At 34.3% G+C, this 22,761-nt stretch carries 30 protein-coding genes and 1 other annotated feature; of the genes, 27 read left to right on the forward strand and 3 right to left on the reverse strand.

All coding sequences use genetic code 11. The features are described 5' to 3' along the window. The first annotated feature begins 2 nt into the window (after positions 1-2). The 6 genes from ACTHPI_RS08245 to ACTHPI_RS08270 all read left to right on the forward strand — a co-directional run bounded on the left by ACTHPI_RS08245 (position 3) and on the right by ACTHPI_RS08270 (position 4,483). Entirely contained in the window at positions 3-182 is a 180-nt protein-coding gene (locus ACTHPI_RS08245; RefSeq protein WP_445353665.1) for a hypothetical protein, read from the forward strand. A 5-nt stretch (positions 183-187) separates the two neighbouring features. Continuing rightward, complete coding sequence (locus tag ACTHPI_RS08250; RefSeq protein WP_445353666.1) at positions 188-865, forward strand: 2,3-bisphosphoglycerate-dependent phosphoglycerate mutase; 678 nt, start codon at positions 188-190, stop codon at positions 863-865. Between the two features lie 107 nt (positions 866-972). After that, positions 973-1,908, forward strand: a complete 936-nt coding sequence (locus ACTHPI_RS08255; RefSeq protein ID WP_445353667.1) for an AAA family ATPase — start codon at positions 973-975, stop codon at positions 1,906-1,908. Positions 1,909-2,052: 144 nt separating this feature from the next. Next, on the forward strand, positions 2,053-3,009 hold the full coding sequence (locus tag ACTHPI_RS08260; protein WP_445353668.1) for an ABC transporter substrate-binding protein: 957 nt from the start codon (positions 2,053-2,055) through the stop codon (positions 3,007-3,009). Further along, the gene (locus ACTHPI_RS08265; protein ID WP_445353669.1) at positions 3,009-3,743 is read left to right on the forward strand and encodes an ATP-binding cassette domain-containing protein; all 735 of its coding nucleotides are present in this window, start codon (positions 3,009-3,011) and stop codon (positions 3,741-3,743) included. Before ACTHPI_RS08260 ends, ACTHPI_RS08265 begins: the two co-directional genes overlap by 1 nt. Continuing rightward, positions 3,737-4,483, forward strand: a complete 747-nt coding sequence (locus ACTHPI_RS08270; protein WP_445353670.1) for an ABC transporter permease — start codon at positions 3,737-3,739, stop codon at positions 4,481-4,483. The genes ACTHPI_RS08265 and ACTHPI_RS08270 overlap by 7 nt, the downstream gene beginning before the upstream one ends. 58 nt (positions 4,484-4,541) lie before the next feature. Here ACTHPI_RS08270 and pepC read toward each other — a convergent pair whose 3' ends face one another. Both pepC and ACTHPI_RS08280 read right to left on the reverse strand, forming a co-directional pair. Then, the gene (gene pepC, locus ACTHPI_RS08275) at positions 4,542-5,888 is read right to left on the reverse strand and encodes an aminopeptidase C (RefSeq protein WP_445353671.1); all 1,347 of its coding nucleotides are present in this window, start codon (positions 5,886-5,888) and stop codon (positions 4,542-4,544) included. A 69-nt stretch (positions 5,889-5,957) separates the two neighbouring features. After that, positions 5,958-6,242, reverse strand: coding sequence for a hypothetical protein (locus ACTHPI_RS08280; RefSeq protein ID WP_445353672.1), 285 nt, complete (start codon positions 6,240-6,242; stop codon positions 5,958-5,960). Positions 6,243-6,364: 122 nt separating this feature from the next. Between ACTHPI_RS08280 and ACTHPI_RS08285 the strand changes: the two genes are divergently transcribed. The 19 genes from ACTHPI_RS08285 (at position 6,365) to phoU (ending at position 21,132) form a co-directional block, all read left to right on the forward strand. Next, the gene (locus ACTHPI_RS08285; RefSeq protein WP_445353673.1) at positions 6,365-6,916 is read left to right on the forward strand and encodes a dUTP diphosphatase; all 552 of its coding nucleotides are present in this window, start codon (positions 6,365-6,367) and stop codon (positions 6,914-6,916) included. Continuing rightward, on the forward strand, positions 6,916-8,292 hold the full coding sequence (radA, locus tag ACTHPI_RS08290; RefSeq protein WP_445353674.1) for a DNA repair protein RadA: 1,377 nt from the start codon (positions 6,916-6,918) through the stop codon (positions 8,290-8,292). The genes ACTHPI_RS08285 and radA overlap by 1 nt, the downstream gene beginning before the upstream one ends. A gap of 73 nt (positions 8,293-8,365) precedes the next feature. Beyond that, positions 8,366-9,865 carry a glutamate--tRNA ligase gene (gltX, locus tag ACTHPI_RS08295; RefSeq protein ID WP_445353675.1) on the forward strand — a complete coding sequence of 500 codons (1,500 nt, stop codon included), beginning with the start codon at positions 8,366-8,368 and terminating at the stop codon, positions 9,863-9,865. A 108-nt stretch (positions 9,866-9,973) separates the two neighbouring features. After that, complete coding sequence (gene cysS / locus ACTHPI_RS08300; protein WP_445353676.1) at positions 9,974-11,398, forward strand: cysteine--tRNA ligase; 1,425 nt, start codon at positions 9,974-9,976, stop codon at positions 11,396-11,398. Next, a complete protein-coding gene (locus tag ACTHPI_RS08305; protein WP_144354833.1) occupies positions 11,391-11,831 on the forward strand; it encodes a Mini-ribonuclease 3 in 441 nt (146 codons plus the stop codon). The genes cysS and ACTHPI_RS08305 overlap by 8 nt, the downstream gene beginning before the upstream one ends. Beyond that, a complete protein-coding gene (gene rlmB / locus ACTHPI_RS08310) occupies positions 11,818-12,570 on the forward strand; it encodes a 23S rRNA (guanosine(2251)-2'-O)-methyltransferase RlmB (RefSeq protein ID WP_445353677.1) in 753 nt (250 codons plus the stop codon). The genes ACTHPI_RS08305 and rlmB overlap by 14 nt, the downstream gene beginning before the upstream one ends. Before the next feature lie 138 nt (positions 12,571-12,708). Further along, positions 12,709-13,281 carry a sigma-70 family RNA polymerase sigma factor gene (locus ACTHPI_RS08315; protein WP_445353678.1) on the forward strand — a complete coding sequence of 191 codons (573 nt, stop codon included), beginning with the start codon at positions 12,709-12,711 and terminating at the stop codon, positions 13,279-13,281. A 68-nt stretch (positions 13,282-13,349) separates the two neighbouring features. Then, a complete protein-coding gene (locus tag ACTHPI_RS08320) occupies positions 13,350-13,565 on the forward strand; it encodes a P8 family protein (protein ID WP_144354836.1) in 216 nt (71 codons plus the stop codon). 140 nt (positions 13,566-13,705) lie between these two features. Next, complete coding sequence (gene rpmG, locus ACTHPI_RS08325) at positions 13,706-13,855, forward strand: 50S ribosomal protein L33 (protein ID WP_445353679.1); 150 nt, start codon at positions 13,706-13,708, stop codon at positions 13,853-13,855. A 6-nt stretch (positions 13,856-13,861) separates the two neighbouring features. Then, entirely contained in the window at positions 13,862-14,032 is a 171-nt protein-coding gene (secE, locus tag ACTHPI_RS08330; protein ID WP_144354838.1) for a preprotein translocase subunit SecE, read from the forward strand. 107 nt (positions 14,033-14,139) lie between these two features. Then, the gene (gene nusG / locus ACTHPI_RS08335) at positions 14,140-14,691 is read left to right on the forward strand and encodes a transcription termination/antitermination protein NusG (RefSeq protein WP_445353680.1); all 552 of its coding nucleotides are present in this window, start codon (positions 14,140-14,142) and stop codon (positions 14,689-14,691) included. A gap of 121 nt (positions 14,692-14,812) precedes the next feature. Next, positions 14,813-15,238: a 50S ribosomal protein L11 gene (gene rplK, locus ACTHPI_RS08340; protein WP_004045505.1), complete on the forward strand. Its 426-nt coding sequence runs from the start codon at positions 14,813-14,815 to the stop codon at positions 15,236-15,238. Between the two features lie 78 nt (positions 15,239-15,316). Beyond that, positions 15,317-16,009 carry a 50S ribosomal protein L1 gene (gene rplA / locus ACTHPI_RS08345; RefSeq protein WP_445353681.1) on the forward strand — a complete coding sequence of 231 codons (693 nt, stop codon included), beginning with the start codon at positions 15,317-15,319 and terminating at the stop codon, positions 16,007-16,009. A 98-nt stretch (positions 16,010-16,107) separates the two neighbouring features. Then, positions 16,108-16,980 (forward strand): phosphate ABC transporter substrate-binding protein, encoded by an 873-nt coding sequence (locus ACTHPI_RS08350; RefSeq protein ID WP_445353682.1) that lies wholly within the window; start codon positions 16,108-16,110, stop codon positions 16,978-16,980. Next, positions 16,980-17,978: a phosphate ABC transporter permease subunit PstC gene (gene pstC, locus ACTHPI_RS08355; RefSeq protein WP_445353683.1), complete on the forward strand. Its 999-nt coding sequence runs from the start codon at positions 16,980-16,982 to the stop codon at positions 17,976-17,978. The genes ACTHPI_RS08350 and pstC overlap by 1 nt, the downstream gene beginning before the upstream one ends. Then, positions 17,979-18,866 (forward strand): phosphate ABC transporter permease PstA, encoded by an 888-nt coding sequence (gene pstA / locus ACTHPI_RS08360; RefSeq protein WP_445353684.1) that lies wholly within the window; start codon positions 17,979-17,981, stop codon positions 18,864-18,866. A gap of 9 nt (positions 18,867-18,875) precedes the next feature. After that, a complete protein-coding gene (gene pstB, locus ACTHPI_RS08365; protein WP_445353685.1) occupies positions 18,876-19,673 on the forward strand; it encodes a phosphate ABC transporter ATP-binding protein PstB in 798 nt (265 codons plus the stop codon). 10 nt (positions 19,674-19,683) lie between these two features. Beyond that, positions 19,684-20,439 (forward strand): phosphate ABC transporter ATP-binding protein PstB, encoded by a 756-nt coding sequence (gene pstB / locus ACTHPI_RS08370; protein ID WP_445353686.1) that lies wholly within the window; start codon positions 19,684-19,686, stop codon positions 20,437-20,439. Positions 20,440-20,454: 15 nt separating this feature from the next. Continuing rightward, positions 20,455-21,132, forward strand: coding sequence for a phosphate signaling complex protein PhoU (gene phoU, locus ACTHPI_RS08375; RefSeq protein WP_445353687.1), 678 nt, complete (start codon positions 20,455-20,457; stop codon positions 21,130-21,132). A gap of 38 nt (positions 21,133-21,170) precedes the next feature. Here phoU and ACTHPI_RS08380 read toward each other — a convergent pair whose 3' ends face one another. Next, positions 21,171-21,554, reverse strand: a complete 384-nt coding sequence (locus ACTHPI_RS08380) for a hypothetical protein (protein ID WP_445353688.1) — start codon at positions 21,552-21,554, stop codon at positions 21,171-21,173. Between the two features lie 89 nt (positions 21,555-21,643). Next, positions 21,644-21,769: a sequence feature (ribosomal protein L10 leader region), on the forward strand. 39 nt (positions 21,770-21,808) lie between these two features. On the opposite strand from ACTHPI_RS08380, the gene rplJ reads away from it, so the two are divergent. Both rplJ and rplL read left to right on the forward strand, forming a co-directional pair. After that, complete coding sequence (gene rplJ / locus ACTHPI_RS08385; protein ID WP_144354848.1) at positions 21,809-22,318, forward strand: 50S ribosomal protein L10; 510 nt, start codon at positions 21,809-21,811, stop codon at positions 22,316-22,318. A gap of 60 nt (positions 22,319-22,378) precedes the next feature. After that, complete coding sequence (gene rplL, locus ACTHPI_RS08390; protein WP_144354849.1) at positions 22,379-22,741, forward strand: 50S ribosomal protein L7/L12; 363 nt, start codon at positions 22,379-22,381, stop codon at positions 22,739-22,741. Positions 22,742-22,761: the final 20 nt, after the last annotated feature.

Consider the following 22,761-nt stretch of genomic DNA (forward strand, 5'->3'; position numbering starts at 1 on the left):
GGATGAATTTTCAAGTAAATGTTTTTACAGCAATAATTATTATCATTGTAGGACTTTATGATTTAGCGTATGCCTGGAATAGACGTAAGCAGCCAAACAATCGTGGTGGGATACGAGCATTTGCCATTTTAGGGATGATTTTTACTATTGGTGGAATAGTTATGTTATTAACGAGGTTATAGTGAAAATGGTAAAATTAGTTTTAGTAAGACATGGTGAAAGTAAAGCAAATGCCGCAAATGTCTATACTGGATGGAATGATGTTCCCTTAACAAAAAAAGGGAAGCAGCAAGCTCAAGAAGCTGGAAATAGAATAAAGAAATTACAAGATTTTTATCCTACGCATATTCATACTTCAGTTTTATCGCGAGCAATTGTAACAGCTAATATTGTGGCAGATGTTTGTAATTTTTTATATTTGCCAATAACTAAAACATGGCGATTGAATGAGCGTCATTATGGAGCTTTACGAGGGCTTAATAAAGATATTTCTCGAAAAGTATTTGGTGCAGAGCAAGTTTTAGAGTGGCGACGCGGATTTTATTCTATTCCGCCAAAGCAAGGCTCTCCAATGGTTGATAGAAGATATAAATTTTGTGATCAACATCTAATGCCAAGAGCAGAAAGCCTTTATCAAACTCAAGTTAGACTTTTGCCTTATTATTATGACCAGATAGCAAGTAGAATGTTAATGGGGCAAGATCAATTAATTGTAGCTCATGGCTCAAGTTTAAGAGCGTTAATTAAAAAAATTGAAAACATTAACGATCATGATATTGTAAAACTAGAAGTTCCAAATGCTGAGCCGATAGTTTATACAATGGATGAAAAATTGAATATTTTAGATAAGAAAATATTAAACTAGTGCACATTGATGCACTTTTTTTGTGCTTATAATTAGGTAGGGCGGTTATTTGTGGTAAAATTTATAGGAAATAGAGTTTTTAGATTTCTTAGTTTGGAGTTAAGACCATGCGTAAAATATTTTTATTGCGAGGTGCACCAGGCTCAGGTAAATCTTCTTTTATTGCTCGTCATCACTTACAACCGTACGCGATAAGTCGTGATGAAATTCGGTTATTATTGGCGGACTTAACAGTTTATTATGAAGAGGATGAGGATTACTTACACCAAGTAATTCCACGGCACGTAACCGTTCGTACCGAGCAGATGGTGGATAATTTAGTGGAACATAAAATGTCGTATGGTGAAACAGTTATTGTTGACGGCACGCATATTGTTCCTAGTGCAATTGAGCACTTTAAACCATGGGTGGATAAATATCACTATGAATTATTTGTAGTTGATTTGATGCAGCATAACACTCTTGAAAGTTTACTTAAGCGTAATGAAACACGAATGCATTATGATTGGGTTAAACCAGAAGTTATTAAGCAAATGTATCATTCATATAAGACTCACCCTGAAGTTCCAGAATGGGCACATGGAATTGTACCTAATCAAATGGAAAAGGCATTGTCACAACGTGAGAGTAATTTAGACCGGTATTCTCATGTTATTGCCGTTCCAGATAAGGTAAAAGAGGAAGATTTTCCTCATGTTCACATTTCGAATTTTTATTTTTCATTTAATAAAAAATTCACTGAAAAATATGGTACTTATCGTAATGTTGTAACGATTGCAACAACGCCAGAAGAAGCAGTTGAAGATTTTAAATTACCATATTTTGTATTTAAGTTTCATCATAAACACTTTTTAATTTCAGCGTATCCAATTAGAAATGAAATGCTGGATCCAATTAGAAAAGTTAAAGGGGTTTGGACTTATTCAACAGGACTTTATAATGTGGCTGATTTTGTAAAGCAATTCCCAGAAAATAAGAATCCCCATGTACATCAATTTAATTTAAGTAAGCTTGATCCAACAAGATTACTTCATATTTGGTAAAAATTAATAACTAGTTAGTTGTATTTTTGAACTAACTAGTTATTTTTTGTTAAAAGCAAAATAATATTTAAGTTACTATAGTACATTTTTTAAGAAAGCGGTATTATAGAAAAGGAAAATTTTTATATGATTCGGAGAGAAAAGATGAAACTAAAAAAGAAAACCTTATTAGTATTATTGGGAGTAAGTTTATTGATGGTATTGTCGGCTTGTGCACCAAAAGAAAGCAAGTCTTCAGATAATAATACAACTAAGAGTTCAAAAATCACAATTGGTGCCATGGCAGCTCCAGATAGCGCTCCGTTGTATGTAGCAGAACGAAAAGGATATTTTAAAGATGAAGGTTTAAATGTAAAAGTTGAACTTTTCAAAGATCCAAATAAACGTGATGCTGCAGCTAGTGCAGGTCAGATTAATGCTGCCGTAGTAGACTTTTTGTCTTTTACACCATATATGCGTTCTAAAAAAATTGATTGGAAATTAATTACTCAAATGACTGGTAGATTTGGAATTGCAGTTCCTAAAGATTCTTCAATAAAAACAGTTAAGGATTTAAAGGGAACTAAGGTTGCAAATATGTCACACCAAGTTACTCAATATTACATGTACCAAACTTTAAAAGAACATGGAGTAAATCCAGATACAGTAAAGATAATTAATACACCTCAAATTCCGCAACGAGTTGAAATGATTAAGAATAATCAAGCGGCAGCTGCTGTTTTACCACAAACATTTTTAACTTTGGCTAGTGTTCAAGGATGCAAAGTATTGACAACAAGTAAGCCAGATTTTCAAGTAACTGCTTTGGCTGCTAAAGGTCAACTACTTAAAAACAAAGCTATGAGAACTAAATTCCTTAAAGCTTATAATCAAGCAGTTGATGATATTAATAATCATCCAAAAGATTTACAAGAAGTTTTACAAAAAGATTTATCAATGCCACTTCCTGTAGTTAAACGTGCTCCAAAAGATTTCCCACGATATAATCAAGCAAAAACTCCAAATGTAAAGAGAATGAAGCAAGTTTTAAAGTTTGCTGATGAACAAAAGATTTTTACTAAGAAAGTTAACGCTTCTGATTATATTGTACCGGTAGACTAATGCTTAAGATTGAAGACTTAACTGTCAAATTTGATGAAAAGATAGTTATAGATAAGCTGAATATTACTTTTCCTGATAATAGCTTAACTGCAGTTATTGGACCATCTGGAATTGGAAAGTCAACGTTTTTAGCTGCGATTTGCCAGCAGATAAATTACGAAGGTAAAATTTTATTTAATAAAGAATTACTGTCTCTAAAAAATGAAACTATTGCTCTTGTTCCACAAGACTATGGTTTATTTCCTTGGATGACGGTTCAAAAAAATATTTTATTAGGATTAAAAATACGTAATAAAAATAAGCTATCTTCAAAAAATATTGACCATCTTCATGAAGTAATTGAAAGTTTAAAAATTACAGAGTTACTTAATCAATATCCTAGTGAATTAAGCGGAGGTCAAAAACAAAGAGTAGCTATAGCTAAAGCTTTTGCAATGAAGCCTGATTTGATTTTACTAGATGAGGCATTTTCTGCTTTAGATACAGTAGTTAAAAATAAAGCACATAAATTAATGTTAATGGAGTTAAAAAAGCAACCAACCACAACAATTATGGTTACGCATGATTTAAGTGAGGCCTTAACTTTTAGTGATCAAATTTTAATATTATCAAAGTCAGGCTTTGAAATATCTTCTAATCCATTAAAAGGGATTGCACCATTAAACCGAGAAAGTAATGGGGAATTTTTTAAGATATTAACCAAGTTTAAAAATAGAATTGAGAAATCATGGTAAAAAAAGTAAAAAATTTTATAATTGCCATTTTGATTTTGAATGTATTATGGTATTTAGCTGCAGTAAGTATCAATAAAGATATTTTGCCAAATCCTTTAGCTGTATATCAAGTTTTACCAGAATTATTAAAATCAAGTAATGTAGGGTTAGATATTTATGCTTCATTATATCGAATATTTTGGGGATTGATTAGTGCAACAGGAATAGGAATTATTTTAGGTGTAGTATTAGCACGAAGTAAAAATTTTGCTAAGATTGCTGATCCAATTCTATACTTTTTGTATCCAATTCCTAAAATTTCTCTTTTACCTATTTTGATGTTGTTTTTAGGTTTAGGAGAAGTATCTAAGATAGGGATGCTATTTTTAGCGAATGTCTTTCAGGTAATTATTTCAGTTAGAGATCAAGTAAAGCAAGTTCCAGAAAGCTATTATCGTAATCTTCAAGTTTTAAATGCTAATAATTGGGATTTATTTCGTTATGTGACTTGGCCAGCATCTTTATCGGGAGTTTTTTCTGCAATGAGAATTGAGCTTTCAGCTTCATTTGCAATTTTATTCATGACAGAAGTTTATGGAACGCAGTACGGATTAGGGTATTACATTATGGATGAATGGTCAAAAATGGAATACCTAAAGATGTATGGTGGAATTATAATTTTGAGTATTATCGCTTTCATAATATTCATTGGAATTGATTTATGCGATCATCATTTTAATAAATGGCGAAAAAATAAATAAGTAAAAATACCCACTGACAAATTTAGTCAGTGGGTATTTTTATTATTAATAAGTCAACTTATTCAAAAGCTAAAGCACCCATTGGATCCCATGGTAATAATTGAATTGGATTTTCCTTGCCATCTTCATAAGCTTTTTTAAGTTCTTCTGGTAAGTATTTCTTGTTAATAACAGCTTGGTAAACAAATGAGTCAAACCACTTGTCACTCATTACGAAGTAACCTTTAAAGCCAGGTTTTTCACCCCAAGAGTTTTCAATCTTCCATTTAGTTGGCTTGCCATCAACAATATCAACTCCAGTAATAACCATTGCGTGGTCCATCATACTTTCACCAGAGTCAAGCATATCAGCCTTTGACATAGTAAAGTCTACATCAAATAATTCATCACGCTTATAAAGGTCAGTATCAAGAAGACCTGCACGACGTTCAGAGTCTTTAACAACGTTTGAACCAAACCAAACAACTTCACCATCTTTGAGTTGTTTAATAATTAGGTCCTTCATTTCATCCACCTTTAAGTTTAGGTGACGAACTTGACGACCACCTTCGACATTTCCAAGGTATTCTACTGAAAATACTTTGTGGAATGGCTTGTCCTTAGTTGGAGCATTAATAGTTGAAATATGATTTTCAAGATCCATTCCAACGTACTTATCAAAGAATTCTTTTGGAGTAATATCTTTGTCAATGTGGTAATTTTTGTTATCGTCACGATATTCAAAATTAAACTTCTTTGGTGGAACACCAAGTGAAGTTGCAAGAACGCGAAAGACATCGTTAAGCATTTCTTCCTTGCGACTTTCAACTTCATCCATTGATTTACCATCTTGAATCATACGACGAAGTTCAAGACCATCTTTTCTAAGAAGATGGTTTAAAGTATCATTTAAGGCGCTTGAGTTAGTAGCGTTGGCAGTTTCTGGATAGACACTCTTGGGAACGATACCATATTTTTCAATGATGCCGCAGAGCATATCCCATTGACCACCATCTTGTTGAGGAGTAGCAAATAAGAATGAAACTTTACGATCGTCTAAATCCTTATCAGCTGTAGCAATTACATTTTCAAAGAACCAGTTACTCTTTTCAAATTTATCCCAGAAGTTGGTGTAATTTTGAGATAATTCAAAATCTTTTAAAGCAAACTTCTTTTGAAGTGGATGGCGCATAGTGTTCAAAGCACTGAACATCCAACAACGACCAGACTGCTTTTGATCAGCGGGCTTGCCAGTTTCAATTTCAATTGAAAATGTTGGATCCAAGTCAATTTTAGTTTGTAAGTTTTGACTAGCTTTAAAAATTCCATTTTCTTGAGCAGCACGACTAGCTACACCATAAGCTGGGTGGTTTGCTAAATCTTGTTCAAATTTAGCAATATTATCATTAGTAATTTCTTTTGCCATGTAAAATTTCCTCCCTTTTATTTTACATTAACCTAATTTTATTTTAATGCAAAAATAATTTTTTGTCTATCAAATGCTAAAAGGCTGCTCAGTCCAAATATCATTTAATTCGGGATGCATTTTAAAATATTCAATAGCAATTGGATCTAAAACCCAAATTGAAAATCCAGAGTGTTTGACAAAACTTGTTACTTTTTCCATTAGTAAGCTAATTTCATGTTTGTCATGGTTAGTAGGATTTATAAAAATGTGGTTCATTACCCAAATTTGTTGATTAGCTTTCTTGATTAAATCTATGTCAGTTCTAGAAGTTAATATATCTCCAATTTTTATTTCAAAAACTTCTTTTTTCATAATAATGCCTTTCTTTTGCGTAACTAATATTTAGAGACTATAATTCATTTTCGTTAAAAATAATTGTAAAATAGTTTTCTGACAAATTAAAATAAAGTTTTAAAAAAGAGTAGGAAATAATAATGAAGACACGTGGTTTTGAAATTGTTACTAAGTATAAAGATAAAGGAATTAATTTGCCTAGAAGACAAACGATTGCTAGTGCTGGGTATGACATTGAAGCAGCAAAGGATATTGTGATTCCAAGTATTTGGAGATTGAATTTTGTGAGGATTTTTCGCTTGATTCGTAATGGTCATGAACTTTATGAAAAAGATTATGAATTAGCAGAAAGTATTTTAAAGCCAATTCTGGTTCCGACTGGATTGAAAGTTTATATGCCAGAAGATGAAGTATTAATTCTTGCCAATCGTTCTTCTAATACTTTTAAAAAGAACCTAAGCTTGCCAAATGGAATTGGTGTAATTGATGCAGATTATTACAATAATCCTAATAATGAAGGCGAACTTTTTGTACAAGTATTGAATTATGGAGTTCGTCCTCTTCATATCAAAAAGGGTGATCGGATTGCTCAGGGGATTTTTATGAAATATCTTAAAACTGATGATGATAATCCAATTACTAGACCGCGTGTAAGTGGATTTGGCTCAACAAATGAAAGAAAGGAAAATTAATGGCTCGAATTAAGACGCAGTATAAATGTCGTTCTTGTGGCTATATTTCAGCGAGTTACTTAGGCCGTTGCCCAAATTGTGGAGCATGGAATCAATTTGAAAAAGAAACTGAAGAAGTGCAAAAACGTTCAACCAAAGCAACAGCAAGTAGATTGATTAAAAAAACTGGTCTTAATGAACCAGTAAAGCTTGATACAATTAAAGCTGAAAAAGAAGAACGGATTTTAACTAAGTCAGAAGAACTTAATCGTGTTCTTGGTGGGGGAATTGTACCAGGGTCTTTAGTTTTGATTGGTGGAGATCCTGGTATTGGAAAATCAACTCTAATGCTACAGATTATGAGTGACTTAGCTGAAAAATATAAAGTATTATATGTTTCAGGAGAAGAATCTGCTAATCAAATAAAATTGCGTGCAGATCGGCTAGGTGTAGGTTCAAGCAGTATGTTGCTATATCCAGAAACTGATATGCATGATATTCGAGAACAAATTAATGATGTAAAGCCTGATTTTATTGTGATTGACTCAATTCAAACCATGAACGAACCTAGTCTTGATTCAATGACAGGTTCAGCTTCACAAGTACGCGAAGTAACAAGTGAATTGATGAAAATTGCTAAGATGGATGCAATTACTGTTTTTGTTATTGGACATGTTACAAAAGAAGGTGCGATTGCAGGACCTAAGATATTAGAGCATATGGTAGATACGGTGCTTTATTTTGAAGGGGATGAACATCATACTTATCGAATCTTGCATTCAGTAAAAAATCGTTTTGGTGCAGCTAACGAAATAGGAATGTTTGAAATGATTAATGAGGGGTTAAAAGAAGTTACTAATCCATCCTCAATTTTTCTTGATGAACGTCTGCCCAACTCAACGGGATCTGCAGTAGTAGTGTCTTTGGAAGGGACAAGACCACTTTTAGCAGAAATTCAGGCTTTAGTTACACCTACTGCTTTTGGATATGCTAAACGTACAACTTCGGGGATTGATTATAATCGTGCGGCTCTCTTATTAGCAGTTCTTGAAAAACGGGGCAACTTAATGCTTCAAAATCAAGATGTTTATTTAACTGCAACCGGCGGTATTAAGTTAAATGAACCTGCAATTGATTTAGCTGCAGCAATGTCTGTGGCATCTAGTTATTCAAATAAAGAAATTTCTCCAACTGACTGTTTTGTTGGAGAAATTGGCTTAACTGGTGAAATTCGCCGAGTTGATAAAATTGAAGCTAGAGTTAAAGAAGCTGCTAAAACCGGATTTGAAAGAATTTTTATTCCTCGTCATAATATGCATAAAAATTTGACTGAATTTGGTATTGAAGTAGTTCCAGTTTCTAGTGTGCCACAAACTTTAAAACTGCTTTTTGGCTAGACGTTGAACTTTTTAGCTAGAACGCGTAAACTAAGAATGTTAAAATCTACTATTTTTGAAAGAGGCATGAAATTTGGCTAAAAAAAAGATTCGTGTAAGATATGCACCAAGTCCAACTGGTCACTTACACATTGGTAACGCACGTACTGCACTTTTTAACTATTTGTTTGCTCGTCACAATAAGGGCACTTTTGTTTTGAGAATTGAAGATACTGACCAGAAACGTAACGTTGAAGGTGGTTCTGAATCTCAAATGGAAAACCTTCACTGGTTAGGTATTGACTGGGATGAAGGTCCTGATAAGGGTGGCGACTATGGTCCATACCGTCAATCAGAAAGAAAAGATATTTACAACAAGTATATTCAACAACTTCTTGATGAGGGTAAGGCTTACTACTCATACAAGACTGAAGAAGAGCTTGAAGAACAACGTGAAGAACAACGTGCAATGGGTATTGCACCTCACTACACTTACGAATATGAAGGCATGACTGCTGATGAAATTAAAAAGGCTCAAGAAGAAGCAGAAGCAAAGGGCCTTAAGCCAGTAGTTCGTATTCACATTCCAGAAATGGAAACTTATGAATGGGACGATATCGTTAAGGGTCACTTGAGTTTTGAAAGTGATACTATTGGTGGCGACTTCGTTATTCAGAAGCGTGATGGTATGCCAACTTACAACTTTGCCGTTGTAGTTGATGACCACTTAATGGAAATTACTCACGTTCTTCGTGGTGATGACCACGTTTCAAACACACCAAAGCAATTGGTTGTTTATGAAGCACTTGGCTGGGAAGCACCTAAGTTTGGTCATATGACTTTGATTATCAATGCTGAAACTGGTAAGAAGCTTTCTAAGCGTGATGAATCAGTTCTTCAATTTATTGAACAATATCGTGACCTTGGCTACCTTCCAGATGCAATGTTTAACTTCATTACTCTTCTTGGATGGTCTCCAGAAGGTGAAAACGAAATTTATTCACAACGTGAATTTATTAAGTTATTTGATCCTAAGCGTTTGTCAAAATCTCCTGCAGCCTTTGACCAAAAGAAGCTTGAATGGATCAATAACCAATACATTAAGAAGGCTGATCGTGATACTCTTCTTGATTTGGCACTTAACAACTTGCAAGAAGCAGGTCTTGTTGAAGAAAATCCAACTCCAGAAAAGATGGAATGGATTCGTCAATTAGTTAACATTTACTCAGTTCAAATGTCATACACTAATCAAATTGTTGAGATGACTAAGATTTTCTTTGAAGAAGCTAAGAATTTAACTGATGAAGAAATCGAAGAAATCAAGAAAGACGATGGCCGCGTAGTAATTGAAGAATTCAAGAAGCAATTGGATATGATTCCACGCTTTACTGCAGTTCAAATTATGAATGCAATCCAAGCTACTCGTAAGGCTACTGGCGTTAAGGGACGTAAGCTCTTTATGCCAATCCGTATTGCTGGTACTCGTTCAATGGTTGGACCAGGCGTTGGTGAAGCTATGGAACTTATGGGTAAGGAAAGAGTTATGAATCACTTAGACCTTACTTTGAAGCAAATGGAAGAAAATGGTCTTTAATTAAATTTTTCAAACTGTTAGAGCGTAAAAGTTCTAGCAGTTTTTTAGTATCTTTTGAGTTTTCTGGTAAAATAAAATTAACTAATACTAAGAAAGGACAAGTAAACCGTGAAAGTTTTTAATACTCTAACACGAAAAAAAGAAGAATTTAAACCTCTTGTGCCAGGTGAGGTCAGCATGTATGTCTGCGGTCCTACGGTTTATAACTATATCCACATTGGTAATGCCAGAAGTGCAATTGCCTTTGATACGATTAGACGATACTTTGAATATAAGGGATATAAAGTTAAGTACGTTTCTAATTTTACTGATGTTGATGATAAGATGATTAATGAAGCACGTGCAGAAAACATCACTGTACCTGAACTTGCTAAACGTTTTATCAATGCTTATTTAGAAGATACTAATGCTTTAAATATTGAACCAGCTACACTGCACCCACGTGCAACAGAAGAAATTCCAGAAATTATTAACTTTGTAAAGGATTTAATTGATAAAGGTTATGCTTATGAAGTTGATGGAGATGTATATTATCGCGCTAAAAAATTCAAAAATTATGGTGAATTAAGCGACCAAAATATTGAACAACTTGAAGAAGGAGCTTCTGAGCATATTAACGATACTGAACAAAGTCGTAAAGAAGATCCAATTGATTTTGCACTTTGGAAAGCACAAAAAACTAGTGATGAAATTGCTTGGGATTCTCCATGGGGTAAAGGGCGCCCAGGTTGGCATATTGAATGTTCTGTAATGTCAACTAAGTATCTTGGTAATACTATTGATATTCACGGCGGAGGACAAGACCTTGAGTTTCCTCATCATGAAAATGAAATTGCTCAAAGTGAGGCTAAAACTGGTAAAAAATTTGTCAATTACTGGATGCACAATGGTTTTGTAACTGTTGGTAAAGATGAAGAAAAAATGTCTAAGTCTCTTCATAACTTTGTTACAGTTCATGACATTATCGAAGAAGTCGACCCACAAGTTTTACGCTTTTTCATGGCAAGTGTGCAGTACCGTCGTCAAATCAACTATTCTGAAGAAAATTTAAAGCAAGCTGAAAATGTTTTAAACCGTTTCAAGAACACTTTGATGAATATTGATTATCGCTTAGAAGATGATACTGCTTCTAAAGTGGATGATAATTTAAAGCAAGCTATTGAGAAAACTAAGCATGACTTTGAAAATGCAATGGATGATGACTTTAATGTTCAAAATGCTTTAACTGCTATTTATAATGTTTTGCCAACAGTTAACAGTAATAGTAATTCAGAATTGGCAGATAAAGAAACTCTTAAGGAGTTTAAGGATTTACTTGGTTCATGGTTAAAAATTTTTGGAATTGATTCTGAAAACTTAACCGCAAAAATTGAAAATTCAAATGATACAAAAATTGATGAGTTAGTAAAAAAGCGTGATGAAGCTCGTAAAAATAAAGACTGGGCTACTAGTGATAAGTTGCGTGATCAATTAAAGGATATGGGAGTAACTATTCAGGATACTCCGCAAGGAACTAGGTGGACTCGTGATTAAAATAAAAAAATTAACTGAAACTTCTGTTGATCCAAATACATTAAGTGGTCAAACACTTGCTTATTTGGGGGATGCTGTATATGAAATTTATATTCGTAGGCATCTTATTAAAGGTGGAGTTGTTAAGCCACAAGTTTTACAAAGAGATGCTACTCATTATGTTTCTGCAAAAGCCCAAGCTGGTTTAATTACAAAGCTTCAAGAAGAAAAAATGCTAACAGATGAAGAATTAGCAGCGTTTAAACGCGGACGCAATGCTAAAAGCCACACCAAGGCAAAGAATACTAGTCTTAAAACTTATCAATTGTCAACTGGTTTTGAAGCAGTGTGGGGATATTTAGATTTAGCAGGTAAAGGTGAGCGTGTAAAAGAATTAACTGAATGGTGTATTAAAACGGTAGAAAATGGCGAGGTAAAATATGAGTCAAGATAAAGATTTTATTTTTGGTCGTCATGCTGGAATTGATTTCTTAAAAACGCAAGATGCTGATCGTATCAATAAAGTTTTTTTGCAGCATGGTGTTCAAGACGAATTTGCTAATCAAGTTTATGGTTTAGCCAAGAAAAAACGCTTGGTAGTTCAAACCGTACCTAAAAATAAGTTGGATAAACTTGTTCAAGGTGGAAATCACCAAGGCTTAGTTTTAGCTATTTCAAGTTTTGAATATGCTGATCTTGACGAACTACTTGATAAATTTGATAACGAAGGAAAAGAACCATTTTTATTAATGCTGGATTCAATTGAAGATCCACACAATCTAGGTTCAATTTTACGTTCTGCAGATGCTACAGGAGTAGATGCAATTATTATTCCTAAGCGTCATGCAACTGGTCTTACTTCAGTTGTTGCAAAGACTTCAACAGGAGCAATTGATTATGTACCAGTTGCTCGAGTAAACAATTTAGTCCAAACAACTAAAATGCTAAAAAAGCGCGGTTATTGGATTTTTGGTACTGATATGAAAGGTACTGATTATCGTAAATGGAATGCTAATGGTAAGACTGTCTTAGTAATTGGAAATGAAGGAAAAGGCATTGCCCCACTTCTGAAAAAACAAATGGATCAAACATTAACCCTTCCTATGGTAGGACATGTACAATCATTAAACGCCAGTGTTGCGACAGGAATTATGCTTTATCAAATGATGAATAGTCGTAATCCACTTAATTAAGCAAAAGAGATTTTAACAGTTATAAAAACTGGATTAAAATCTCTTTTTAGTTAAATAAAATAAAAATTCTCTTTTCAGTTGTAAAGAAAGTTCATATCTTATTCATTGTTAAAAATTCACCATTGAGGAGAAAAAATGATGAATAAATCAGATCCTAATTATGAACTAGAATTAATTAAGAGAATCCAAAAAGAATCTGACGGATTAGCAATAAAAAAGTTGTGTAAAATTTATCAACCAATGATTAACACAGTAAAAAGAAAATATTATTTAAGACTTTATGATGAACAAGATTGGGAGCAAGAAGCAATGATTGTTTGTTATCAGTCAGCTTTAGATTTCTCTACTAAAAGAGGTAGATTTGGTAGTTATTTTAAACGATGCTTAAATAATCATGCGATTAGTATTTTACGTAAACAGCTTTCTGCTAAAAGAATAATTAATAATAATTCTGTTTCTTGGGAAAAAATATTATTTGATGGAAGTAATATGGTTCAAGAGCCTAAAAGCATTGACTTCAATCTACCAACTTCCGCTAGTTATGAAGAATGGCTGGCAGAATTATCTGATTTAGAATTAGCTTCTTTATTGATTAATTTAGGTAAAGTTGATGAAGAATACGTCAAAACAAGTTTAGGTGTAACTTCCAAAACAATAAGTAGAGCAAGATTTAGAGCTTTTCAAAAAATTCGTAAGTCTATCTTAGAATAAAAAATTAGTTAACCGCTTTATTTTGCGGTATAATATGAATTGTAGAATATTTTAGGAGGTAATTTAAGATGGCAGAAGTTATTAAAACTGCATTGTTGGACCGTCACATGAAGGAAGTTTTTGACTGGAGTGATTCAGATATGCCAGTTAGAGATGCCCTTTGGGACTACTTTATGGAAAAGAATGGTAGAGATACCATGAAGACGGAGGAAGATATGCTTCCATTTTTGAAGGATTCTGATGAAAAGATCGAAGCCTTTGTCGACGAAAATCTTAAGAAGTAATTTCCGACTAAAAAACGATGTTCTACGCACAGTGGTCACGCATGTTTGACCACCAGAAGACAGCTGCTTCTCCAGTAGCTGTCTTTTATTGCATAAAAGAAGCTTTTTTGGTACAATAGCGGGAGTTTGGAAGTGAGATTATGGCAGTGAAAAAAGCAGCATTAGCCTGCAGCGTATGCGGGTCACGCAATTATTCAATCACCGCAAACAAGAATCGCACTCAGCGACTTGAATTGAAAAAGTTTTGTAAACATTGCGGTAAAATGACTTTGCATAAGGAAACGAGGTAAAAGCAGATGATCAAGTTTTTTAAAGGCGTTGTCCAAGAAATGAAGGAAGTAACTTGGCCAACCGCTAAACAAAATCGCCATGATACAGGTATTGTTATCATATCTTCAGTCTTGTTCGCTGCATATTTAGGCGCACTTGATTGGGCATTCAGTGCTTTAACTCAAGTAGTTATGTAATATTGATAGCAAATACTGCCTAAGCGTGGTATACTTGAATCATGAAGAAGAGAAAGACCTCGAGTGAGGTTTTTTTGTTTGCCAATTTTTAAGGAGAATTTTTTATTATGGTCGAAACTACACAAAAGAAATGGTACGTTTTGCATACTTATTCTGGATACGAAGATAAGGTAAAGTCAGACCTTTTATCACGTGCACAAAGTATGGGGATGCAAGATTATATCTTCCGTGTGATGGTTCCAGAAGAAGAAAAAGTGGAAACTGTTCGCGGTAAAAAGCAAGAAGTAGAAGAAAAAATCTTCCCAGGTTATGTTTTAGTAGAAATGGTAATGACTGATGAAAGTTGGTTCATTGTAAGAAACACTCCTAACGTAACTGGATTTGTTGGTTCACATGGTGGTGGCTCTAAGCCATCTCCACTTCTTGAAGAAGAAGTTAATCGTTTATTGAAGAGTCAAGGTCAACCTGCAAAAGAAGATTTGCCAGATTACGAAATTGATGAAACTGTGACAATTACTGATGGTCCATTTGAAGATATGGTTGGTAAGATCACTGATGTTCAACCAGATAAGCATAAGCTTTATGTTTCAGTAGATATGTTTGGTAGAGCAACTACTACTGAGCTTGATTACGATCAAGTTAAGAAATTCGAAAACTAATAAAAAATATTGTAATTGCGGTTAAATGATGGTAACATACATAAAGTACTTATTATTGTGGGAGGAGAAGTAGGTAGCTTCTCCATTTTAACCGCATCACGGAATCAAGGAGGTTTTGACCGTGGCAAAAAAAGTTATTAACGTAGTTAAATTACAAATCCCAGCTGGTGCTGCAACCCCTGCACCTCCAGTTGGTCCAGCTTTGGGTCAAGCAGGAATTAACATTGTAGGCTTTACTAAGGACTTCAATGCTAGAACTGCTGACCAAAAGGGTATGATTATTCCTGTAGTCATTACTGTATATGAAGATCGTTCATTCGAATTCATTACTAAGACTCCACCAGCTCCAGTGCTTCTTAAGCAAGCTGCTAAGATTCAAAAGGCTTCTGGTGAACCTAACACCAAGAAGGTTGGTAAGGTAACCAAAGACCAAGTTAAGGAAATTGCCGAGACTAAAATGAAGGACCTTAACGCTGCTGATATTGAAGCTGCTATGCGCATGGTTGAAGGTACCGCTAGAAGTATGGGTATCGAAGTCGAAGACTAATCCTGTTATTTTTAACAATATTAGGTGGGAGAGCTACAGAGAAAGCTCGTTTGACCACAGGTATAAGGAGGAAATCACATGCCAAAGCATGGTAAGAAATATTTAGAAGCTGCTAAGAAAGTAGATCCAAACAAGTTTTACTCAGTAAAAGAAGCTATGGAACTTGTAAAGGAAACTTCATATGCAAACTTTGATGCTTCAGTTGAAGTATCATACAACTTGAGTGTTGACCCTAAGCAAGCTGACCAACAAATTCGTGGTTCACTTGTTTTACCTAACGGTACTGGTAAGACCCAAAAGGTTATCGTATTTGCTGAAGGTCCTCAAGCAGAACAAGCTAAGGCAGCAGGTGCTGACGAAGTTGGTTCAGACGAATTAGTAGAAAAAGTTCAAAACGGTTACTTGGACTTTGACGTTGTTGTTGCAACCCCTATGATGATGGCTAAGGTTGGTCGTTTGGGTCGTATTCTTGGACCTAAGGGCTTGATGCCAAACCCTAAGACCGGTACTGTAACTATGGACATCGAAAAGGCTGTTAAGAACGTTAAGGCTGGTCAAGTAGAATACCGTGTTGACCGTCAAGCAGCTATTCACACTGCTATCGGTAAGGTATCATTTACTGAAGAACAATTAACTGAAAACTTTGACGCTTTACGTGACGTAATTTTACGTGCACGTCCTGCATCAGCTAAGGGTCAATACATTAAGAGTGTTGCCGTTGCTGCAACATTTGGCCCAGGGATCAAGCTTGATCCATTAAACTTGGACTAATTTATAAATTAGACTTAACAAAGCGCCTCGCAATGTTGCGAGACGCTTTTTTTTATGTGTTATCATTAGGTGATTTAAGCACTATAAGGAGAAAGGGTATGCATAAACATCTCTTGAAAAGGATATTATTTCCGTTGTTGTTTGTTCTATTATTTTTAACAGGGTGTAGAAATAATAATAGTTCTAAAATTACAATTGTTGGCTCAAGTGCAATGCAACTTTTGGCTGAGCAAGCTGGCAATGATTATCGTTTAGCCCATCCAAATAGCAATATTGTTGTTCAGGGTGGAGGATCTGGTACAGGTCTTAGTCAAGTTCAAGCAGGAGCCGTTGAAATTGGTACTTCTGATGTTTATGCTGAGACCCAAAAGGGAATAGATGCCAAAAAATTACAAAATTATCCTATTGCAGTAGTTGGTATCGTTCCAATTGCCAATAAAAATGTTGGTGTTAAAAATCTTTCAATGAAACAGTTAAGTGATATTTTTACAGGTAAAATAACTAACTGGAAACAAGTTGGTGGAAAAGATGAAAATATTACAGTAATTAATAGATCCAAGGGGAGTGGAACTAGAACTACTTTTGAAGATATTGTCCTAAAAAATAAAAAGGCAGTTAAATCTCAAGAACAAGATTCTAATGGTACAGTTAAGAAAATCGTTAGTTCAACTCCAGGTACTATTAGCTATATCTCACTTCCATATGCTAATGACAAGCATATTCAAAAGTTAAGTATTGATCATGTTCAAGCTACAAATAAAAATATAACGACTAATAAATGGCAATTATGGTCTTATGAACATATGTATACTAAAGGTAAGCCTAATCAAGCAACAACTAAGTTTATTAAGTATATGTTAGGTAAAAAAGTTCAAGAAGATTTAGTTCCTGAAATAGGCTACTTGAGTATTAACGATATGAAAGTAGTTCGCGATAGTAATAACAGAGTTTCAACAATAAGGAAGAATTAATGAGCAAAAGAAAAGATAGGTTAAAAGATATCGTTAACCAAGCAATTGCTGATCAAGAGGTTCCACATGTTAAACTTAAAAAAATGGAACCAGCTAATGTCGATATTGATAAATTAACTAAGCCATCAAAAGAAACAAGGCAAGAATATTGGGGCAAAGGTCTAACATATTTTGCAATTGGATTAATTATTGTTTTAGTAGTTTCTATTATTGGATTTGTAGGAGTTCATGGTTTAGCAACGTTCTTTAGTGATCATGTTAATGTTTTTCACTTTTTAACTTCTACTGATTGGGATCCAAGTGATGGTAAAAATCACGTCGGTGCTGCAGCTATGATTGTAACTTCATTTGCTGTTACCATTTTGTCTGCTTTAGTAGCAACTCCGTTTGCAATTTCAGTAGCACTTTTTATGACAGAATATACTTCTAAAAAAGGTGCTAAATTTTTACAATCTGTTATGGAACTTTTGGTTGGGATTCCTTCTGTAGTGTATGGTTTTTTGGGATTAACAATAATTGTTCCGGTAATTAGAAATATTTTTGGTGGAACAGGATTTGGTATCCTAGCAGCAACTTTAGTGTTATTTGTAATGGTATTACCAACCATAACTTCATTAACAGTTGATAGTTTAAATGCAGTTCCTCAACACTTTAGAAAAGCTTCTTCAGCTTTAGGAGCTACGCATTGGCAAACAATTTCCAAGGTTATATTACCAGTTGCTACACCAAGAATTTTAACTGCAGTAATTTTTGGTATGGCGCGAGCTTTTGGTGAAGCATTAGCAGTTCAAATGGTTATTGGTAATGCTGTATTAATGCCTTATAACTTAGTCAGTCCATCTGCAACTCTAACTAGTCAATTAACTAGTCAAATGGGAAATACAGTTATGGGAACATTGCCTAATAATGCATTATGGTCTTTGGCATTACTACTTTTGATAATGTCATTAGTATTTAATTTCTTAGTGCGTTTAGTTGGAAAGAAAGGGCAAAAATAGATGAAAGCAAAAAGAAACGATAAAATTGCTACAATAATTATTCATATTTTGGTAGCAATTGTAGTTTTAATTCTTGTCGGAATCTTAGGAAATATCTTAATTACAGGTGTTCCGCATTTATCATGGCGCTTTTTAACTTCTGAAGCTTCATCATATAAAGCTGGCGGAGGAGTTCGAGATCAGCTATTTAATTCATTATATCTATTAGTTTTAACAACTATTATTTCTTTACCTATTGCTTTAGGAGCTGCAATTTATTTAGCTGAATATGCTAAAGATAATTGGATTACTAACTTGATTAGAACCACTATTGAAATTTTAAGTTCGCTTCCATCAATTGTTGTTGGTTTGTTTGGGTACTTGTTATTTGTAGTTCAATTTGGTTTTGGTTTTTCGATTATTTCAGGTGCATTAGCACTCACTTTTTTCAATTTGCCAATTTTAACTAGTAATATTGAACAAGCTTTAAAAGGTGTTCCTCAATCTCAACGCGAAGCAGGGCTTGCACTAGGTTTATCAAATTGGAAAACAATTCGTGGTATTGTTTTACCAGCTGCACTACCTGGAATTTTAACTGGACTTATTTTAAGTGCAGGGAGAATTTTTGGTGAAGCAGCCGCTCTTATTTATACAGCTGGTCAAAGTGGTTCAACGATTGATTATTCAAATTGGAATCCTTTAAGTCCAACTAGTTTTTTAAATGTAATGCGCCCTGCAGAAACGTTAGCTGTTCATATCTGGAAAGTAAATACTGAAGGAATAGTTTCTGATGCAACTATTGTATCTGCTGCAACTTCTGCTCTTTTGGTAATTGTAGTAATTATATTCAACCTTAGTGCGCGTTTCTTGGGTAATAAATTATACAAGAAACTTACAGCAGCTAAGTAAGGTGGTTTTATGGAAAATTTAAATCAGCCAAGTTTTATTAAAACTTTTCCTAAAGATGAGTTAGCTCTTTCAACTAATGATCTTAGTGTCTTATATGGAGGAACAGTTCAAAAACTCTTTGATGCAAGTTTGGGTTTTAAAAAGAATACAATAACTGCTTTGATTGGAGCATCAGGATCTGGAAAGTCAACATTTTTACGTTCTCTTAACCGCATGAATGACCGAGTTGCTACAATTAATGGTAAGATTATGTTTCATGGCTTAGATGTTAACCAAGCAAACATTAATGTTTATGAATTACGTAAAAATATCGGAATGGTGTTTCAGCGTCCGAATCCATTTCCAAAGTCTATTAGAGAAAATATTACCTATGCTTTAAAAGCTGATGGTGAAAAAGATACAAAAAAATTAGATAGAATCGTTGAAGAAAGTTTACGCGCTGCAGCTCTTTGGGATGAGGTTAAAGATAAGCTTGATAAAAGTGCTTTGGCACTTTCTGGTGGTCAGCAGCAAAGATTATGTATTGCTAGAGCTTTAGCGGTAAAGCCCGAAATATTGCTTCTAGATGAACCAGCAAGTGCGTTGGATCCAGTTTCAACATCTAAGCTTGAAGATACTTTAAAGCAGCTCAGAAGCGAATATACGATGATTATGGTTACACATAATATGCAACAGGCATCTAGAATTAGCGATTATACAGCATTTTTCCATTTAGGTCATGTAATGGAATATGATACAACTGCAAATATTTTTACTAATCCTAAAGGAAAAATTACAGAAGAGTATATTCAAGGTAGTTTTGGTTAAAGGAAAAAGTATGAAAGAAATTATTACTGCCAAAGATGTTAAATTGAGCTATGGTGATTATGAAGCTCTTCATGGAATTAGTTTGAATTTTCATGAAAAAGAATTGACTGCATTAATTGGTCCATCGGGTTGTGGAAAGTCGACATTCTTACGTTGTCTAAATAGAATGAATGACGATATTGATAATATTAAAATCACTGGTGAAATTGATTTTGAAGGACAAAATATCTATAGTCCGAAGATGGACTTGGTAAAGCTCAGAAAAGAAGTTGGAATGGTATTTCAACAGCCAACACCATTTCCTTTTTCAGTTTATAATAATGTAGCTTATGGATTAAAAATTGCTGGGGTTAAAGATAAAGAATTAATAGATCAGCGCGTTGAAGAAAGTTTAAAACAAGCCGCAATTTGGAAAGAAACTAAAGATAGTTTAAATAGAAATGCTCAAGCTTTTTCGGGTGGTCAGCAACAACGTATTTGTATTGCACGAGCTTTAGCAATTAGACCAAAGGTTGTTTTATTAGATGAACCAACCAGTGCACTTGATCCAATTTCAAGTAGTGAAATTGAAGAAACTTTGATGGAATTAAAGCGTAAGTATACATTTATTATGGTTACACATAATCTGCAACAAGCTGGTCGAATTTCTGATCAAACTGCATTTTTAATGAATGGTAATTTAATTGAAGCTGGTCCAACTGAAGAAATGTTCTTAGCACCTAAAAAGCAAATCACTAGTGATTACCTTAATGGTCGTTTTGGTTAATTGTGAGGTAAAAAGATGCACGAAATATTTTTAGATGAATTAAAAAAATTAAATACGCAGTTTATGGAGATGGGTGTTTTTGTAAATGATCAAATTGACCATGCAACACGCGCTTTCGTAGATCATGATAAAAAAACTGCCCAATCCATGGTTGATAATGAAGAAAAGATTCCCGAAGAATCTCTTGATATTCAGAAAAAGGCATTAAAACTAATGGCGTTGCAACAGCCTGTAGCTACCGACTTTAGAGTAGTGATTAGCATTTTAAAGGCTACTACTGATCTTGAACGAATTGGTGAAAATGCAATGAGTATTGCTTTAGAAACAGTTCGAGTTAAAGGAAATCCTAGAATTCCGGAAGTAGAAAAAATTATTGGTGAAATGACTCATAGTGTTCGTCATATGCTTATTCAAGTTTTGACAGCTTATGTGCAAGATGATGAAAAAATGGCTAAAGATGTAGCTAGTCGTGATGAAGAGATTGATAAAGCTTATGTAAAAGCACGCCAATTGATTGTAGATGGCATTGAACAAGATCCAAGCGCTGCTATGGCATCTTCTAGTTACTTTGTAGTAACGCGTTTGCTTGAAAGAATTGGAGACCATATTGTTAACTTGGCAATGTGGGTCGTATACAAAACTACTGGAGAGTTAAGTGAATTAACTAATCCTACAGAAAATCAAACAATTTAAAAAATAGTAGATTCAAGATTTTTACTTGAATCTACTATTTATTTTTTTATAGGAATTTCTTTGATAGGAATACAACCAGCTATAAAAATTACAATTCCAATTAATAAAAAGGTTTTGCTATTATTTATGTAACCGGCATTTGTAATAATGATTCCTGCGATAATAATGCACCAATCGCTCAACTGGAAAAGACGCTTTTTGGGATTGATTTCTAAGAGTATATTCTTAATAACGAATCCACTTTCGATAATTATAATCAAACTTAAAAACAACCAAATAAAATTAATAAAAATAGTTCCAAGTTTTCCGTTAGACTGAGCAATACTTTGAATGCTTAAAAATAAAACCGTAATTCCTAATACAAGGTAAATAATAGCCCTTAAACGATTTAGAATTTGTTTTTTTCTATCTTGATTAGTCATTATGCAACCCTCACTTCTGTCATTAATGATACAGATTTTTAGAAAAAATGTAAATTAGTTCTTGCATGAATTGTACCAGCCTGCTATACTAATTAAAGTAAATTCTACCTAAGACTCGGGTGGCATGACGCCTCAAAATCCCGCCGAGGCCAGAAGATGATGATGAATTTCAACTCTCTGTGTCTCTTATGGCATGGAGATTTTTTAATTAGGCCTTATAGAATTTATTAAAGTTTTCGTGGAGGTGAATTCGATTGAGTAAAGCTGCTATTGCTGAAAAGGAAAAGCTCGTTAACGCATTTGCTGAAGAACTTAAGAATGCTAAGGCTATTTTGGTAATTAACTACTTAGGTTTAACTGTTGAAGAAGTTACTGCTATGCGTAAGGAACTTCGTGACAACGACGTTAAGATGAAGGTTATCAAGAACACCTACTTAAGACGTGCTGCTGCTAAGGCTGGTATCGAAGGTCTTGAAGATACTTTTGTTGGTCCAACTGCTGTTATCTACACTGATAACGCTGACGACATTACTGAACCTGCTCGTATTGTTTCTAAGTACGAAGATGATTTCGACGTTATTGAAATCAAGGGTGGTATGCTTGAAGGTAAGTTGACTTCAAAGGAAGAAATCAAGGAACTTGCTTCTATCCCAGGTCGCGAAGGTTTGCTTTCAATGCTTGTTTCTGTATTGCAAGCTCCAGTACGCGACTTCGCATATGCTGTTAAAGCTGTTGCTGAATCAAAGGACGAATCAGCTGAATAATTATTGATAAGTAATTATCATAACTAATATCTAAATTCTAAATTTTCGGAGGATATATAAATGGCTTTAGATACTGATAAGATTATTGAAGAATTAAAGGGTGCTACTATCCTTGAATTAAACGACCTTGTAAAGGCTATCGAAGATGAATTTGACGTTACTGCTGCTGCTCCAGTTGCTGCTGCAGGTGCTGCAGACGCAGGTGCTGCTAAGTCAGAATTCGATGTTGAATTGACTGAAGCAGGTCAAGAAAAGGTTAAGGTTATTAAGGTTGTACGTGACATCACTGGTCTTGGCCTTAAGGACTCAAAGGACCTCGTTGATGGTGCTCCTAAGAACGTTAAGGAAGGCGTTTCAGAAGACGAAGCTAACGACATCAAGGCTAAGCTTGAAGAAGTTGGTGCAACTGTAACCCTTAAATAGTTACCGCCCAACTGGGCAAC

The sequence above is a fragment of the Lactobacillus sp. PSON genome (assembly GCF_052615405.1).